Raw genomic sequence first — 19,147 nt, 5'->3', positions numbered from 1 at the left:
AAAAATAGTGATTTGTCTCCCTTTGGCACTTCAACGATATTTATAAAGCATTAGAAATAAGCTTTATAGCACACTCTAAATAGCATTTTATCCTATCTTTAAAAGGATAAAAATCTAATTTTGTGAGTCAGCAAATTTAATAGTCTACCCTCTTTAAATCTCTGCAAAATCATATTTCTGTTTTATTTAAAGCAGTAATCGAAAAATAATAAATCTAACACTTTCCAAAACCTATGAAAAGAAAAACCATAGTTATTGCATTACATTTTTTTGCTTTGACCGCCTTTTCGCAAGAAAATTTTCCTTACAAAAATTCAAATCTGCCAACAGAACAGCGTGTTAATGACTTGGTGTCGAGAATGTCATTAGACGAAAAAATAAACCAGTTAATGGATTCTGCTCCTGCTATCGACCGTTTGGGAGTTCCAGAATACAATTGGTGGAACGAATCATTGCATGGCGTTGCGCGTGCGGGATTTGCCACTGTTTTTCCGCAATCTATTTCAATTGCTTCTTCTTGGGATCGTCAGTTAATATTGGATGTTGCCACTGCCATTTCTGATGAAGCTCGTGCCAAACATCATGAATATTTAAGAAGAGGCCAGCACGGAATGTACCAGGGACTGACATTCTGGTCGCCGAACGTAAATATCTTTCGTGATCCTCGCTGGGGACGCGGACATGAAACGTATGGAGAAGATCCGTTCTTGACGAGCCAATTGGGTCTTAATTATGTCAACGGACTTCAAGGCACTAATGACAAGTATTTGAAAGTGGTTGCTACTGCCAAGCATTATGCTGTGCATTCGGGACCAGAGCCATCTCGCCATTTTTTTGATGCCAATACAAGAGATGTCGATTTGTATGAAACTTACCTTCCAGCTTTTAGAACTTTGGTAAAAGACGGACATGTTTATTCTGTAATGGGTGCTTATAACCGTTTTAGAGGAGAATCGGCAAGTGCTAGTCCGTTTCTTTTTAATATTCTTCGAAATGTCTGGGGATTTAATGGTTACATTGTTTCAGACTGTGGTGCTGTAACCGATATTTGGAAGTATCACAAAATTACGAATGATGCAGCAAGTGCTTCTGCATTAGCCGTTAAAAACGGTTTAGATTTGGAATGCGGAAGCAGTTTCCAGTCTTTAAAAGAAGCTGTTGACCGAAAATTAATTACAGAAGCCGATATTGATATTGCGGTTAAACGTTTATTTACGGCTCGTTTTAAATTAGGAATGTTTGATCCAGACGAGATTGTTCCTTATGCCCAAATTCCGTTTTCAACCAACAATAATGCGGCTAATGATTTTCTTGCCAGAATAGCTTCCCAAAAAAGTATTGTTCTTTTAAAAAACCAAAACAATACCTTGCCTCTTTCTAAAAATATCAAAACAGTTGCGGTAATTGGGCCAAATGCAGATGATATTCAATCTTTATGGGGAAATTACAGTGGAATTCCAAGCAATCCGATTACTGTTCTAAAAGGTATTCGAAACAAATTGGAACCAAATGCAAAGGTTTTATATGCAAAAGGAACTGATTTAGCAAAAGGAGTTCAAGAAATGAGCATTATACCATCAGTATATTTTCAAAACGAAAACGGAACGCAAGGTTTAGTTGGTGAATATTTTGATAATAAGGATTGGAAAGGAAAACCTCTCTTTACTCGAATTGATGATAATATTGATTTTGAATGGGATATCAACACGCCAGATCCTCGTTTGAAGATGGGGAATTACAGCGTAAAATGGACAGGTTATCTTAGCGTTCCTAAATCGGGAACTTACAACATTTCGGAATGGTCAAAACCTTTTATGACTGTTGAAATTGAAGGAGGAAAAAACACTGGCGGAAAAAACAATCATCATCCACGTTTTCGTCCGCAGAAAATTGATTTAGAAACAGGAAAAAAATATAAAATAGAAGTTAAATACCAGAATTTCTATGGAGACGCAATTGCACAATTATTCTGGGCAGAACCTCAGGAAAACCTAATTGAGGAAGCAGTGCTGACTGCCAATCAAGCCGATGCTGTAATTTTAGTTTTAGGATTAAATGAACGCTTGGAAGGTGAAGAAATGAAAGTGGAAGCAGACGGTTTCAACGGCGGAGACCGAACAAGTCTGGATCTTCCAGCCAATCAGGAAGAGTTGATGAAAGCCGTTAAAGCGACTGGAAAACCTGTAATATTGGTTTTAATAAACGGAAGCGCGCTTTCTGTCAATTGGGCAAATGACAATATTCCTGCAATTTTAACGGCTGGATATCCAGGACAGCAAGGCGGTAACGCTATAGCAGATGTTCTTTTCGGAGATTATAATCCAGCGGGAAGGCTTGCGGTGACATATTATAAATCAGTTGACCAATTGCCTAAATTTGAAAATTATGATATGGAAGGCAGAACCTATCGTTATTTTCGCAAAACGCCTCTATATCCTTTTGGTTTTGGTTTGAGCTACACGAATTTCAAATATTCTAATTTACAGCTTCCAAAAGAGTTAAGTTCTGAAACTGATTTTAAAGTTTCTGTTGATGTAACGAACACTGGAGAACGCGACGGAGACGAAGTTGCAGAATTGTATCTAAAAGATGAAAAAGCTTCTACTCCCCGTCCGATTGTGCAATTAGAAGGTTTTGAGCGTATTCATCTTAAAAAAGGAGAAACAAAAACAGTGACTTTTACTATCACGCCAAGACAGCTTTCTATGATCAACAAGAAAAAACAGCGTGTAGTAGAACCGGGTTGGTTTACGATTTTTATTGGTGGAAAACAGCCTGACGGATCTAATGACATTCAAAGCGGAAGAATCAGCTTTACTGGCAAAACGATTACCCTAGAGAAATAAACTTTTGCAGACTATTTAACTGACTATTAACCACTTTTATTAATCAAATTTTACAATGAACCAAAACCTCACTTTCGCAGATTATGCGGTTTTTATTATTTATTTTATCGTAGTTTCGGTCTACGGTTACACGGTTTACCGCAAACGTAAACAGGACGAACAAGATGCTAAGGCTTACTTTTTGGCTGAAGGAAATTTAACTTGGTGGGCAATTGGAGCTTCTCTTATTGCTTCTAATATCTCTGCAGAACAATTCATCGGAATGAGTGGTGAAGGTTTCTTTTTAGGAATCGCTGTTGCTGCTTACGAATGGCTTGCTGCCGTTGCTCTTATCATCGTAGCGGTATGGTTTATACCAGTATATCTTAAAAACAAGATCTACACGATGCCTCAATTCTTAAAAACACGCTACAACGAATCTACTGCTTTAATTATGGCCGTTTTCTGGTTGTTTTTATACGTTTTTGTAAACTTAACTTCTATTCTTTATTTAGGAGCTGTTGCCATTAACGGTCTTGCGGGTGGAGAATATCTGCACGTAATCATGTTAGGATTAGCCATTTTTGCTTTATTTATTTCTCTTGGAGGAATGAAAGTTGTGGCTTACACAGACGTTATTCAGGTTGCCGTTTTAATTATCGGAGGTTTGGTAACTTCTTATATCGCTCTTACAACCGTTGGAAGTGCTTTTGGAGTTGGTGAAAATGCAATTGCTGGTTTCAAAGTTTTAATGAAAGAAGCGCCTGAGCATTTCAAAATGATTATCCCAAAACCGACTGCAACTTCTTCTCAGTTAGAAATCGATAAATATTTAACTTTCCCAGGATTGTTATCTTATGCTGCTGGTATCTGGATCATCAACTTAAACTACTGGGGATGTAACCAATACATTACACAAAGAGCACTTGGAGCAGATTTGCAAACAGCTCGTACAGGAATTTTATTTGCTGGTTTATTAAAATTATTAATGCCGCTTATCGTAATGCTTCCTGGAATCGCTGCTTATGTTTTGTACACAAACGGACAATTGCCTCAATTGGTTGGAGGAAAAGATGGTGCTTATTCTGCTGTTTTAACATTCCTTCCTACAGGATTAAAAGGACTTTCTGTTGCGGCTTTAACCGCTGCAATCGTAGCTTCTTTGGCTGGAAAAGTAAACAGTATCTCAACAATTTATACATTAGATATTCATAAAAAATACATTCAAAAAGATGCTGGCGAAAAACAACAGGTAAACATTGGTAGACTTGCTGTATTTGCTGCAATGCTTTTAGCTGTATTATTTACATGGAATGACATCTTAGGAATCGGTGGTGTTGGTGGATTTACATACATCCAAAAATACACCGGATTCATTAGCCCTGGAGTTTTTGCTATGTTCTTCTTAGGTATGTTCTGGAAAAGAACTACAGGAGCAGCAGCTATCGTGGGTGTAATTTTAGGATTTGTATTATCGGTTTTATTCAACGAATACGCTCCTGCATTATTTGGAAACGACACACTTTTATACACAGCTTACCCTAACGGAAAAGGAGCTTTCGAAATTCCGTTCCACATCTGTATGGGATTATCATTCTTCTTCACAATGTTGGTGATGATCCTGATGAGTTTCGCTGGACCAAAAGTAAACCCTAAAGCATTCGAGACTGAGCCTGGAATGTTCAAAGTTAAACCGCAGACAACGGTCTTAATCGTTATTACGATGCTGATCATTATCGCGCTTTATGTTAAGTTCTGGTAATAAATATCAGTTCTAATTCTCTCTATTTTTACAGCTGTTGTTAATAACAGCAGCTGTTTGTTCCTGCAGTTATGGCCGAAAGTTAAGACCGTTTCTAACAATACAGCAACTGTCAATGCCTAGTACTAAAAACTTGGCTTAAGTTTTTGGAAATATGTATTTCTTGCAGTTATTTTAATATTGATTTTTTAGGAATAAAATAATTCAAAAATCATTTGATGAATAATATATCTTTTTTAAATCAATCCCCAACTGGGTATCTAAACCCTAATTAGAGGGCAATTCAAACAACCTTCTATTTGAAGTGCTAATTTATAAATCACCTTGGAATTTGCACCATAGATTTCATTACGGCCAAATGGTGTCAATTTAAGAAAATTGACGCCATTTTTTTCTTTGCTAAATTATACATGATACCTTTTGCTATAAATTTTATAGGTGTCCATTTTTGATTTATTATCATTTGAAAATATTTAATTAAAAAATATTTGGAAAATCAAGTATATTTTGAATCAATCCCCATCAGGACATCTAAACCAAATTCATAAAGCCAATGAAGGACAGCCTCTACTTCCAGTAAGACAGTCTCCTCAATCCTCCATAAAATGGTTTGTAATCTGTCCTTTTACGGATCCCTCTATGAGACACAAAAGACAAGGTAACTTGTAAGCAAAACTACTGATATACTCAAGATTAATTTGAAATATGGATTAGCAAAAAAAATGCTCCAAATATTAGTGTTATGAGTTTTGTGGCAAACTCGTGGCATCTGATATTTTTAAAATAGGAAATCCAATAAAATAATGCCGTAGAAAGCTTCGGTTCTAATCTTATACATATTTCAAAATATCTAACACATTACCACACAAAGTTTATCAAAGAGATCAATTCAGACAGGTGTAGTAGATGTCGTTCTACATATTTTGCAGATCTATCATGCACTTGTTAAAAGGCAAGGCTGCTTAAATCTAGATAGTACAAATTGCCCTAAACTCCATATTTTGAAATCCAAACCATATCACCATCCGCTTCTGCTAAAATTCATATCAATAATTGGCCGTAATTTTCCTGACATCCAGCTTTCATATTGTTGATAAGAAACATTCTCCACAGCATTTTTAGCATATTCTATTTTGAAGTCCTTCACTTTATCATAACCGCTTGATTGAAGATAATTAATAAATTCAGCAGCAGAAGCCAGATCGGTAAAACGCAGCTGCAAATGCTGGCCATGGTAATTAATGTATAATTTAGGTGATTCTGCAGGCTTTTCAGGATCTGTACTTATTGTATACAATTTGGGAATAGTTTCATCGTGTCCAACTACTTTGACAGTTTTTTCGGTAACAGCTCTATCTTTGAGCTCATAGATATTGATTTTGTCATCAAACTCTCCTATAGTGTTCTCTCCGCACTTAATTTCGCGGTAAAGAAAGGTATAGCTAAGCTTTCCCGTAACATCTTTCTTAAAATCATTTGGAACTGTAAGATACACTTTATCAATTAAAATTTTAGATGCATCGGAAGTATAAGCATTGTCTTTGAAAAGTCCCTTAAATTTCAAAATGGGTATTGTCACATTGTTTACAGTTTTAAATATAATCTCCAGATTAATATTATCACTCAGATCCTTATTCGGAACACCATTCTGCATGAATGAGATTTCATTTTGATTTAATGACCCCTTGGAAATAATTACATTATTATTTAATGCTAAAGATTCTGTAGTAGTCCTACTATTACTGTAAGTTCCTCCAATATTGGAAGTATTAGAAGAAGTTGCACCATTAACAATTGTATCAGTAGTATTGCTGCCATTCACGTTGTTGGTTGCAGTAGTAGCACCTGTTCCTGCAATGTTAATGCCTGCATTTAAGGTAAATTCTGTGGTTTTATTGGAAGAAACCGTTCCATAATCCACAGTGCAGTATTTGGTGGACAGTTGTCCGAATCCAGTAAACTCAACCAGCGTATTATCATCCAGTGTAAGCCATAAAATCAATTTTGAAATTCGCCCATACGCTTCTCTATTATTATTTACCAAAATTTCAAGCTTTTTCGAAAACTCTATCTGCTTAAAATCAACAGGAGTTTCAGTAGTTGAAGAAGGTTCCAGTAGCGCTGGCACTCCCTTAAGAAATTCTGACAGCTCCTTTGTTTTGGAGGCAACTGCATCAATATATGCCTTCTGACCTTTTTCTGTTAGATTAAATATGTTTCGTTTGCTGACCTCCGGCACAGTTCCTTTATAGATAGTAGCTTTCGCGGCGTTATTCAATGTCAGTCCTACAAATTTATTTTCATCTCTACTTTTTATTAAAGTGTCAGAGAGTATCTTTTTCTGATAACGGGCAAATTTTTTCTGACTCTGCACAATTAACGGAATAAATATTAAAACTATAAATATCTTTTTCATATTACACTTTTTAATGTAAAAATAAATAATGTCCTATGATTGTGAATAGGTATTTTTACGGTAATTACAAATCAAAACTTAGCAATAAACAAACGTAATCAATTCATTCCTACATAAATAACCCCATACACATCGCGCATAATCTTACCATAGCGCCGCCAAATTATGCATTATAATTTTTTCATGCTAGGCTACACTTCTGTAAAATAACCATATACTATTTTTGCCTAAATTATCAGTGTAACTAAAGAAAGAGCTACCAGCCACAGAATTATCCATATTAAACAAAAAAACTCCCTAAAAAGGGAGTCCTTTGGCGGCCGGCGGTTGCCTGAAAAGTATATGGTAATTAACTAAATCATTTGGGACAGAACCTCCAGACGAACCCCGCCGGTCCCCTGTATTTTTCTGACTGATTTAAACAGTATCATTACCAGTATAAAAACAAATTTACGGCAATTTAAACAGCCCCTCATTACATAATATTAGAATAACATTACAGCATTTTAAGCTCTCTAGAATTCAAAAAGCAACCTCTTAGTTATAAAGAATTCCATGTTAAATTTTCTAAATGATTAATGGGTAATCTGTTTTAAAAGTTTTTTACCGCTTTTTATTCAGACGATAAAATAAACAGAAAGTTAGAACCACCTTTTTATTATATAATACTGTGTCCCAATTCTATAAAATAATTTCAGATAGGCTTTTTAATTTTAATCTGAAAATAACAAGAATATAAAACTTTACAATTATGGAAAACTTAATAAACCAGGAAAACCTTGAAGATCTTAGAGATTTTATTGAAAGTAAGATTGCAGATGTGCCAGGAAGTTATATCCTTATAGGCGCGGTAGGCTCCCTGCTTCTATCTTCTTATCTTACAAATAATGGGCATCCCGATGCGGGCTCTCTTATCGGAAAACTTGCCATACCCATTGCAGGTATCGGATTGGCTAAATACAAGGATGTGCTTGCACAAGCCGCTGAAAGCTTAGCTCAAAAGGCCACTGGGACTGAGACCGAAATCCAGAAGACTTTCGAAACAGCTTAATAGGATTCTTATATCGAATAATCCTTAAGAAATAAAAAGTTCTGCCAGTGCAGAACTTTTTGCTTTATGGTCTTTCTGGCACTTTTTGAAACCTATCGCTATAACTGTGCACTATTTTCGAGAACCTTCGACTGTACTGGAAATTTATCGTATTTTTATAAACCGCTTATCTTCTATGCACAACGTAGAAATCTGAAGCGCGATAAAAAAGTTAAAATTAATTATAATAAAAATGCAGAATATAGAAAACAAAGTAGCGTATATAACAGGAGCTACAAAAGGCATCGGTCTGGGCATTGCAGAAGCTTTAGTGCAAAACGGACTAAAAGTAGCTATTTCAGGTAGGGATACTGAGGCGCTTGAAAAGGCACAACAAACATTAGGAAAACAGAACGTAGTTGTTATACAATCTGATGTCAGAAATTTTAATGATGAACTAAAAGCCGTTGAGCAGATAGTATCCAAATTTGGAAAACTCGATATAGTTATTGCCAATGCTGGAGTAGGAAAATTTGCGCCCATAGACGAAATGTCCCTTGAAGATTGGAACACAATGATAGACACCAATCTTACGGGAGCTTTTCATACTCTGAAAGCTACTGCTACGCAACTTAAAGAAAATAAAGGGTATTATATTTCAATTGCATCGTTGGCTGGAGCGAACTTCTTTGCCAAAGGTGCTGCCTACAATGCTTCAAAATTCGGTTTGGTGGGTTTTACGCAAGCTGCCATGCTTGATCTCCGTGATTATGATGTAAAATGCACAACCATTATGCCTGGATCAGTCACTTCAAACTTTAACGGCCATATTCCAAGTGAAGACGACAAATGGAAAATCCAGCCATCAGATTTAGGACAGATGGTTGTGGATCTCTTAAAAATGAATCCTAATGTGCTTCCAAGCAAGATAGAAGTACGTCCCACGAAAACAAAATAATAAAGAAAAACCATTTAACGGTTTAACCAATAAAGAAACCCGCCCTTTTTAAAAAAAAGTCAGGCGGGTTTCATGAACATTGGGGGCTGTTCTATATATTTTGCTTAAGGCACAATCTTAACTAATGTCCAGTTTATTCCTAACGGATTTTTTGTCACTTTGCAGATTAAAGGAAACTCGGGATTTTTGACAATCCACATTTCGGTTTCATCGATTTGGGCTTTTATGTGAAAGGTTTCAACTGCTTTTCCATCTAGAATTACAGCTGCTTTAGAATCATTTTCAACTAAATCATATGTCGTATTGTTATAAACAAACTTTTTATTTTGAATCAAATTCTGATAAGCCGATTGTGAAATCATAAAAAAGGTTTCGGATGGTTTTAAATTCAAAATTGGTGCATATTCGCCTTGACTATAACTTAACGCATTTCCGTTTTTTAGTCCTTCTTTTGTGGTTACAATACTGCTTTTTACGCCTCTTGTTTCCAATTTGAAAGTAAGTGCGTCATTAGTTAAATCTGTCTTTAAAGACAGTGCCCTCGTTTGTCCGTGAAGTTTACAGCTATAATGCAGTTCGGTATTATTTTTAAGCGTCGGGATTATATTTTGTGCCTTTCCAATTTGAAAAACCGCACAGATTAAAACTGATAAAAGTACTTTTTTCATCTTTTGAATATTTATTTTAACGGCGGTAAAATTGTCGTTCCCCAAGCTGAAGGTTTAGGATCCATTTCTAAAATTAATTCGCCTCCGCTGTTAATATCATCGTGCGAAATCCAAGCTTTCTGATAGGATTTTCCGTTTAAAAAAGCGGCTTTGATATACTTATTTTTATCGCTCATCTTTCTAGTCGTGATTTTAAAACTTTTACCATTTTCCAACTGCATAGTCGTTTCTGAAATTAAAGGCGAATTAATGAGATAATACGGCTGACCAGCATTTGGATACAATCCCATCATGTGGAAAGCCAGCCACGAAGACATCGCTCCTGAATCGTCATTTCCAGGCAAACCTGAATGAGAAGTATTGAAATTATTCTTGATAATGGTTCTGATTCTATCACTGCTTAAATATGGTTTTCCTATCCAATGATACAGACACGGAGTCAGAAAAGACGGCTCGTTGGCCACGTTGTACAAATTGGAATCGAAAAGAATATTAAGTCTGTTTTCAAATTCTTTTTCTCCACCGGATTTTTTAACTAATTCTGGAACATCATGCGGAATGCTCAACGAATATTCCCATGAGTTTCCTTCGTAGAAAAATACGCACCAATGGCAGACATACCAAGGCGATTCGATAATAACTGGCGTATATTTAAAAGTAGGTTTTTGAATTTTTGATTCTCCAAAAACAATATCATCCAACCAGTTTCCGTCTCTGTCTTTTGGCATAATAAATCCTTTTGCACCTCTATTTTCATAATCGGCACGCCACAAATTCTGCCAGCTGTCCGCTTGTTTCATATACTGATTGTATAAATCCATTCTGCTTAAACCTTTGGCAACTGTAGCAATATTGTAATCGTTATACGAATAATCGATCGTTCTATTTCCGGCGCGGTCTGTGCCGTATGGAACATACCCTAATTTTAGATAATCGATAAGTCCGCCTCTTCCCTCTTTTTCTTCATTTCCGCCAGGCGTAACTGTAGCATCTTTGAGCATGGCTTGCAATGCCAATTCGTAATCGATTCCTTTTAGATTTTTTACAAAAGCATCGGCAATTACCACCTCAGCATTAGAACCTCCTTGTGTTCTTCCGTTATCGTTACCACTTCTTCCTTCAGGTAAAAAGCCTTCACGTTTATAAATATTCAGCATCGCATTGATAATTTCAACTTTACGTTTAGAATCGATCAGCGTGATTAACGGACTTGAAGTTCTGAAAGTATCCCAAATGGTATAAAAGTCATCGTAATACGGTTCGTCATTCGTCCAAAGCGGATTTTCGCCTGTTCTATTCACTGGCATAATCATCGTATGATACAAACCTGTGTAGAACATTTTTTTATATTCTATTGAAGTGTCTTCTGAAAGCTGAATTCTGCTTAATAAATTTTCCCATTTATTTTCTAGAGAAGCTAAAACAGCATTAAAATCCCAATTCGGAATTTCAACTTCGATATTATTTTTTGCTTTTAATTCGCTTAAAAAAGAAATTCCGATTTTTACGTTTACTTCTTCTTTTCCTGAATTTCCGAAAGAAAGCAATGCTGCCGTTTTTTTGCCAGAATCAAATTGCGCTTTTTCGTTATAAAATTTACCGTCTTTATACGTCACATATTTGGCAATTGGCTGATCGAAAACGGCCCAGAAATAAACCGTATAAGCGCGCCCGTTATTCCAGCCACCGCGAATTCTGCTGTAACCGCGAACTTCTGTATCTGAGACAATTTCGATTTGAGAACCTACAAACATCTGTGCTTCTCTACCATCGGGTTCGTCTTGCTCTCCCAGAAAAAATCCAGGATCTATTTTTAATTCTTTCGATTTGTTTTTAGGATAAGTAAATCTGTAAAAAGAAACTTTTTCGCCAGTCGTGATTTCTGTTTTAATTTGATTTTCCTTGAAAACAGTTTCATAATATCCCATTTTTACATTTTCTTCCGTTCGGTAAGAGGTTTGATCCAATTTATCCAAAGCTCCAGAAAATGGCATAATAGAAATATTGCCATATTTAGGTCCGCCTCCCGTTCCGCTTACGTGAACTTGACTGAAACCTGTTACTTCTTTCGGCATAGGAAGCCAGCCGCTATTAGGATGAACTGTACAATCGGGACTTGGTTTTACCATTCCGTACGGACAAGAAGGCCCAATAAAAACCCTTCCTACACCTTCAGAACCAATCATTGGATCAACGTATTGGTGAACGGTTTTCTGTGCACTTATGCTTAGGGTGAACAAAAATGATATTCCTAAAAGTATATTTTTACTATATATCTTCATTGCTTAATAATTTCTTTAAAAGTTTTTTTTAGCCACTCCCGATAGCTATCGGGATTCACAGATTAGAAAGATTATTTTTTAAACACATAGAAACATAGATTTTTTTGACTTAGCTAAAGAATACCAAAAAGAAACTCGTTTCTTAACACATAGTCCCGAAGTTTCGGGATGTTTTATTAGTAAGTGAAACGCCTTTTTAGCTATCCAAAATCTATGTTTCTATGTGTTAAATTCTTCTAGCACAGATTTCTTTTGAGAAAAATCATTTTAATCTGTGGCAAAAACTACTTATACGTTTTCTTCAATTATTTTAAAATTGAAAGTATTTTATGAAACACTTCATTGTTTTCATAAACTCCTTGAAAATCTTGTGAATGCGGCCCATAAGCAAATATTGGAACCATGGTTGCTGTATGATCGTTAGTTATAAAATCGCCTTCAATTTCATGCTTTTTTACATTTCCTTGTGGAATTGCAAATCCTGAGGTTTCGTGATCTGCTGTTACAATAACTAGCGTTCCTTCGTTTTGATCTGCAAACATTAATGCCTGAGCAATTGCTGTATCAAAATCTATCGTTTCTGCAACAATTCCCGCTGCATTGTTAACGTGTCCAAAACTGTCAATCTGCGCACCTTCAACCATTAGGAAAAAAGGCTTTTTCTTCTTGCCTAAAAATTCCAAACTGTATTTTGTCGCATCTGCCAATAATTCTCCTCTTCCTTCTAAAACTGATGGAACTCTGCCTTCAGAAATAAAAACGCCAACAGCCTCACTATTTTCTGTCTGCATTTCCTTAACCGAATTCAATATTTTAAATTTAGAATTTACAGCAGTATTTTTAAATTCATTGGCTCCTCCAGCCACAAACAGATTCAGTTTACTTTTTAATAAATCTTCTGAAATTCCTTTTGCATCAGATCTTTCTTCTCTATGCGCAAAAAAAGCAGCTGGCGTTGCGCCCGTAATTTCGTCTGTAGAAATGACACCTGTTGAGAAGTTTCTTTTTTGCAAAATTTCTGAAATATTCGGAATTGGTTGTCGTAAACTATCCGTTCCAATAGCGCGGTTATTGGTTTTCTGCCCCGTAGCCAATGCCGTTCCTGCGGCTGCAGAATCGGTTGTAAAATCATCTGCCGACTGTGTTTTTATAAAACCAATACTTTTTAATTGCGTTAAAGACAAAGCTCCGTTATTGGCTAAAACTGCCGAAGAGATTTGAGATAATCCATTTCCGTCTCCAATTAAAAGAATAACATTTTTTACAGGAAGATTTTTTTGATCTGTTTTATAAGTTGGAATATAAACTTTTGACGAATTTGTAGCGGTTACAAATCTTTTAGGGAAAGATTCCAGATAATGAACACAATTATAAGGTTTGTCTGTATTAATAATATCAACTCCTAAATTTAAAAAAGCTTTCCATGAACTTTTTGTATCAGGACAGCCCCAAAATCGAAATGGTTTATTTAATGTTTTTGCTTTAGCAATAACTGAACTTACGCGATTGTAATCCTCATGTGTCAATCTTCCCAGTCCGTTCCAAACAGAATATTTTTTAAAGTCAACGCTTATCATCGCTACTTTTTCCCAGTTCTCTTTCGAAATGGTTTTGTCTATTTCTTGAAAATCGAAGAAAATAAAGCTCGGATATTTTATATATGTTGAAGGTTCTGGCCTATTTCCCGAAATAATAATTTTTACATCTTTATTACTGGTAATAGTTTCATATTTTTTTAGAATCGAAATAAGTTTATTAAGAGTTGGCTCCGCTTCCGTTTTTAGGTCTATTAATAAAAATAATTGGTTTCCTTTTTTGTAATTCATTTTTAAAGCCGTTTCTAAAGGCTTTAAATACAATTCTTCTAAAGTTCTAGAAGCGGTGATACTTTCCTTATCATGGGCAACATAGAGATTGTTGTCTTTCAAAAAAATATCGGCTTCAATTGATGTTGCTCCGTTAGAATAGGCATCCCAAAATGGAATCGTATTGTTGTAATCATTATGCGAATGCACTTTGACTGGATTTTGTGCGTTCGCTCCTAAAAAGGAGAAGAACAAAAGGCTAAATATAAATGATAATTTCATTTTAGAATTAATTACTGAATTTTAGAAAAAACGTAGGTTTTGAGGGGGCAAAAAAGGTGTGGTATAAAGCCGTAATTCTAGACTTCATAATTCGAAAATATAAAAAGCTTTTTTTGGGGAATAAACTTTTCAATGCATAATAAAACAGGGCTTTTTTATCAGCCCTGTTTAAACAACTAACACAAAAAAGACTGCTATTTTTAGGTACAGTATAAATAAACTGCAGTCTTTAATTCAATATAAAAAAACAAAACTTAAACTAGTATCCTTCGTTCTGAACTAGATATCCTGGCGTATTTGAAGCTCCGTCAATTGCTTTTTGAGGAATTGGGAACAATCTTTTCTTAACATCAGTATCTGCTTTTTCTGTCCATTTATCTTCAAAATGGCTGAAACGAATTTGAGTATTTCTTCTCAAACCTTCCCAGTAAAATTCAAAACCATATTCTCTATACAAAATATCTAAATTGATTGCAGGAAGTGCAGCAGGAATTGGAGCACGAGCCGTTCTTGACGTTCTAACTGTATTCATATCTGCTAATGCACCTGCGTTATCGCCTTTTCTAAGTTTAGCTTCAGCACGCATCATCAAGATTTCAGCATATCTTAGCAAAACCATATCTACACTACTAAAGTTATTTCCGTCTGGAGACGTGTGGCTAAATTGATATTTAGATACTCTATAACCAGAATAGTGCATACTTCCTTCTTTTGTAAAATCAACTTTAAGTGTCAGGTTTACATAACCAACATTTTTATCTGGTCCGTTTCCTTTAATTTGTTTAACTGGGTAGATTCTGTAACCAGTATCACATTTGTAAAATGCTCCGTTAGCATCTTTTCTAGCAGCCCACGGAATACCTCTCATAATTCCTCTGTCGATTTCAAACTCTTCTGCTTTTACGCAATAGTAATGGTTCTCATCATTTAAAGGACTGAATCCTGTAAGATCTTTTAAGTTAGCAGGCACTTTTGCGTTGTTTTTATAAAACCTGGCATCAGCATCTGCAGGGTCTACAGATCCGTAAGCATCAACCCAAGTTTGATAAAAATCAGATGTAATAGCTGGTCCGTCAGTTCCGTCAGCATCAATTTTTTCAGGTCTTGGAAACATTGATCCAGGAATTGACCAATATGCCCAACGGTTATGCTCTTCTTTGATAACGCCTCGCTGGTCTAATGCAAAAATGACTTCTTTATTTGTATTGTTATTATCATCAAATAAATCAAAATATTCAGGAGATAAACTGAATTTACCTGAGTTCACAATATTATCGGTGTATTTAATTACTTTATCCATATCTGCTGGAGCAAATGATGGCGTACCATAAGGATCACGATAAACAGCTGCATTCAAATACAATCTAGAAAGAAGTCCCCAAACTGCAGATTGTGTCATTCTTCCTGGTCCTTTATCTTTGTTGATTACATCAGCAACAGACAATAAATCACTTTCAATGTAACTAACAGCGTCTGCCCCGCGAATTATTTCTGAGTTTACTTTAGATGATTCTTTTTTAAATACAATACCCCAGTTATCTAAGGTCATCATGTTTAAGTAAGCTCTTAAAGCTTTCATTTCATAAAGAGCTCCCTGCGCTTCTGTATTTCCAGCTTCAGCAAGAGGAGTCAATACTTCAATTGCTGTTAATGTTCTCGAAAGGTTTATTGTAACTTCATTCCAAGTACTTGAAACCAAATCATTTGTAGGGGTCGTTGTATGTGCGTGAACTGCTAAATATTTACCGCCATCATACCAGTCTGTACCACCTCTGTAAGGCAAAATACCTTCGTCACTAGCAATTAACTGTAAACCAAAATTGTTCGTATGTATCCAAGTTGATTTTAACTGTCCGTAGGCTGGAGCAATGGCTCCGTTAACTGCCTCTGCTTGTCCAATTCCGTTTAAAGATTCATCTAATACTTTTTCTTCTAAGTCTGTACAACTCCAAGTAAATAATAAACTGAATGCAATGGCTCCTACTATTATTTTATTTTTCATGTTATATTATTTTTTTATTAAAATGCCACATTTAAGCCAAATACAATGGTTCTCGCTCTTGGGTAACTGAAATAATCAATACCAAAAGACTGAATTTCTCCAACAGAAGTACCTGTATTTAATTCTGGATCATAACCGCTGTATCTTGTAATTACGAATAAGTTTTGTCCTGTTACAGAAAGACGAATGTTATCCATTACATCTCCTAATCCGATCAATTTAGGGCTTAAGTTATATCCTAGTGTAGCATTGTTTAATCTTAAGAAACCTCCATCTTCTAAATATCTTGTAGAAACCGTATTAGAATTTGTAGACGCTTCATTTAAATATTGTGTAGCTCTGTCTGTAGTATTAAAAGAGTTAGCCAAATTTCCTCTGTTGAATGAAGTCATTGCAACGTGGTTGTAAATTTTATTACCTCCTACACCATTAAAATTAGCTCCGAAATCAAAGTTTTTATATCTTAAATTCAAGTAGAAAGCATAGATATAATCTGGTAAAGCACTTCCTGCAACGATACGGTCATCATCAAGAATTTTTCCGTCTCCATTTGTATCAGCAAACTGATTTAAACCGTCAGGACCAATTCCGATAAAGTCAAGCATATAAAATGAACCAATTGGCTGATTGTTAATAATACCATTGATAGTTGCTCCAGATTGTCCGCCTCCTTGCGCACCTCCAGTTGTCAATATTTTATAAGCAGAATTTTCTACTCTGTTTTTTGTAAAAGAGATGTTACCTCCAATGCTATAAGAGAAATCACGGCTTCTATCACTGCTGTAATCTAAAGCTACCTCAATACCATTGTTTTTAATTTCCATATTAGGAATATTGGTATAATACATCGGTACAGGCTGAATAGGATCTGTCGGTGCAATTTGAAGCAATAGTTTACTTGAAACTTTGTTAAAATAATCTACAGTACCTGATAATCTATTATTAAATAAACTGAAATCAAGACCTACGTTTGTTTGTGTTGAAACCTCCCACTGAATATCTGGATTAGCCAAACGTGTAAAGATTGTTCCGTATGGATAACTTGCTAAATCTACAGCAGACGGATCAAGCGGATAGGTATTGTTTCCTGAATTACTTTCTGTATAACTTGCTTTAGTGATCTTAGAAGGAATTTCCTGAGATCCAGTTTGTCCCCAGCTCGCTCTTAACTTAAGGTTGTTTAATGTTTCAGAATCTTTTAAAAATTCTTCTTTTGTAATATTCCATCCTAAGGCAACAGATGGGAAGTATCCGTATCTGTTGTTTTCTCCAAATTTAGAAGAACCGTCAGCACGCATAGTAGCAGTAAGAAGATATTTATTGTCATAAGCATAGTTTAATCTTCCGAAGAAAGACTGCAGCTCATTTTCTACAGCAGATGAAGATTTGCTCACAAGCTCACTTGCTGCTCCAATCTGATTTTTTGGTTCAACACCATTATTAGGAAAACCTCTAAAGTTGTAATTCTTTTGATTTACTTGGATTTTCTGATAAGATTGACCTGCAAGAACTGTAAAGCTATGCGCTTTTTTATTAAAGTTATACGTTAATGTATTTTCGTATAAAACGTTATTGTTATTGGTTGCAATATTATTTACAGTACCCAAAGTTGTATTAGTAGCAGATGCGTACGGTAAAACTTGAATATCTCTTTCTGACATGGAGTAATCTACACCAAGATTGAATTTATACGTTAATCCTTTTATAAATTCAAATGATGGAGAAATATTTGCTAAAATACGATTGTTGGTTGTTTCATCAGAATATAAGCTCTGACTAATCATCGGATTTAAAATATCATTGCTCAAATTAAGGTTTGGCTGTCCGTTAACATAAACTGCATCCGTCGGATTCATTGTCAGCATATTGCCAACTACACTTCTAGCATCTGGTCTTGAGTTGTCCAGTTTAGTTGCTGTCATGTTAAAAGCAATATTAAATTTATCATTAAGTGCTTTCTGATTTAAATTTAAACGTCCTGTATAACGCTTTAAATCACTATTCTGTAAAACACCTTGCTGGCTATCTGCACCTAAAGAAGCGGCATAAGTAGATTTGTCTGTTCCTCCGCTCATAGATAAATTAAGATTTTGAGAAACTCCAGTTCTGGTCAATTCATCCTGCCAATCTGTATTTGCTCCACCATCAAGTAAAGTTCCGTTTACAGCTGCAACACTTCTTCTAAATTCGTCAGCACTAAAAACATCTACTTTATTTGTCAAAGTCGAAATTCCTGTAGTCATAGAAAGATCAATTTTAGTCTGTCCTTTTGATCCTTTTTTAGTTGTAATTACAATAACTCCATTAGCAGCTCTCGAACCGTAAATAGCAGAGGCAGATGCATCTTTAAGAACTTCGATACTTTCGATATCCTGCGGATTAATAAAGTTCATTGGGTTAGAAGCTACACCAGTTCCAGAATTGTCTAATGCAAATCCGTCAACTACATAAAGTGGTGTAGTTCCCGAACGCAAACTTCCTGCTCCACGAATAATAATATCTTGAGCTGCACCAGGCTCGCCACTTGCTGCAACAACGTTAACTCCGGCTACTTTACCCTGAATCAATTGTCCTGCATTTGATACGACTCCTTTGTTGAAATTTTCGCTTTTTACAGAACCAATTGCTCCTGTTACATCAGATTTCTTTTGAGAACCGTAACCTACAACTACCACTTCATTAAGAGTACTCACCTCTTCTGCTAATGAAACAGTCAATTTTTGAGTTCCAGAAAAAGAAACCTCTTTCTTTTGGAATCCTACGTAAGAAAAAACTAAAACACCTGAGTTTTGCTGTGATTTAATTACAAATTTTCCATCAAAATCAGTTGTTACGGCTCCTCTTGGTTCTCCCTTAATAAATACAGAGACTCCAGGAACTGGTATTTTTTCAACATCAGAAACTACAGCTCCCGATACATTTACTTGTGCATAGGAATATGACATACATCCTAAAACAAGAATTAAAAATGCATAAATTTTTTTCATTTAAAATACTTTTTTTGTTTTGCCAAAAGTATCTTAACGATCCCTCCAAGAGGAGGATTTTTGTTTTTCAAAAGAGGACTTTTAATTCAATTTAGGATATAATTAACATCAAAAAAGGGGTGTTTTTGCT

At 35.4% G+C, this 19,147-nt stretch carries 10 protein-coding genes; 4 read left to right on the top strand and 6 right to left on the bottom strand.

Annotated features, from left to right (window positions below; genetic code table 11):
* Positions 1–233 precede the first annotated feature (233 nt).
* Positions 234–2,846, top strand: coding sequence for a beta-glucosidase (locus ACWA1F_RS13535; RefSeq protein ID WP_456894360.1), 2,613 nt, complete (start codon positions 234–236; stop codon positions 2,844–2,846).
* A gap of 55 nt (positions 2,847–2,901) precedes the next feature.
* Positions 2,902–4,587: a sodium/sugar symporter gene (locus ACWA1F_RS13530; protein ID WP_456894358.1), complete on the top strand. Its 1,686-nt coding sequence runs from the start codon at positions 2,902–2,904 to the stop codon at positions 4,585–4,587.
* 1,018 nt (positions 4,588–5,605) lie between these two features.
* On the opposite strand, the gene ACWA1F_RS13525 is transcribed toward ACWA1F_RS13530, so the two are convergent.
* Positions 5,606–7,003, bottom strand: coding sequence for a hypothetical protein (locus ACWA1F_RS13525; RefSeq protein ID WP_456894356.1), 1,398 nt, complete (start codon positions 7,001–7,003; stop codon positions 5,606–5,608).
* A gap of 751 nt (positions 7,004–7,754) precedes the next feature.
* On the opposite strand from ACWA1F_RS13525, the gene ACWA1F_RS13520 reads away from it, so the two are divergent.
* Both ACWA1F_RS13520 and ACWA1F_RS13515 read left to right on the top strand, forming a co-directional pair.
* Entirely contained in the window at positions 7,755–8,054 is a 300-nt protein-coding gene (locus tag ACWA1F_RS13520; protein WP_306157388.1) for a hypothetical protein, read from the top strand.
* A gap of 232 nt (positions 8,055–8,286) precedes the next feature.
* Positions 8,287–8,991, top strand: a complete 705-nt coding sequence (locus ACWA1F_RS13515) for an SDR family oxidoreductase (protein WP_456894354.1) — start codon at positions 8,287–8,289, stop codon at positions 8,989–8,991.
* 104 nt (positions 8,992–9,095) lie between these two features.
* On the opposite strand, the gene ACWA1F_RS13510 is transcribed toward ACWA1F_RS13515, so the two are convergent.
* From ACWA1F_RS13510 to ACWA1F_RS13490, 5 genes are all read right to left on the bottom strand, one after another.
* The gene (locus tag ACWA1F_RS13510; RefSeq protein ID WP_456894352.1) at positions 9,096–9,659 is read right to left on the bottom strand and encodes a hypothetical protein; all 564 of its coding nucleotides are present in this window, start codon (positions 9,657–9,659) and stop codon (positions 9,096–9,098) included.
* A gap of 11 nt (positions 9,660–9,670) precedes the next feature.
* Positions 9,671–11,941, bottom strand: coding sequence for a GH92 family glycosyl hydrolase (locus ACWA1F_RS13505; RefSeq protein ID WP_456894350.1), 2,271 nt, complete (start codon positions 11,939–11,941; stop codon positions 9,671–9,673).
* Positions 11,942–12,246: 305 nt separating this feature from the next.
* Positions 12,247–14,028: an alkaline phosphatase gene (locus ACWA1F_RS13500; RefSeq protein WP_456894348.1), complete on the bottom strand. Its 1,782-nt coding sequence runs from the start codon at positions 14,026–14,028 to the stop codon at positions 12,247–12,249.
* A gap of 259 nt (positions 14,029–14,287) precedes the next feature.
* Entirely contained in the window at positions 14,288–16,030 is a 1,743-nt protein-coding gene (locus tag ACWA1F_RS13495) for a RagB/SusD family nutrient uptake outer membrane protein (RefSeq protein ID WP_456894346.1), read from the bottom strand.
* Positions 16,031–16,047: 17 nt separating this feature from the next.
* A complete protein-coding gene (locus ACWA1F_RS13490; protein WP_456894344.1) occupies positions 16,048–19,017 on the bottom strand; it encodes a SusC/RagA family TonB-linked outer membrane protein in 2,970 nt (989 codons plus the stop codon).
* Positions 19,018–19,147: the final 130 nt, after the last annotated feature.

The sequence above is a fragment of the Flavobacterium erigeronis genome (assembly GCF_054075165.1).
Note: the sequence above shows the minus strand (reverse complement) of the source record. Positions and strands in the feature narration are given on the sequence as shown.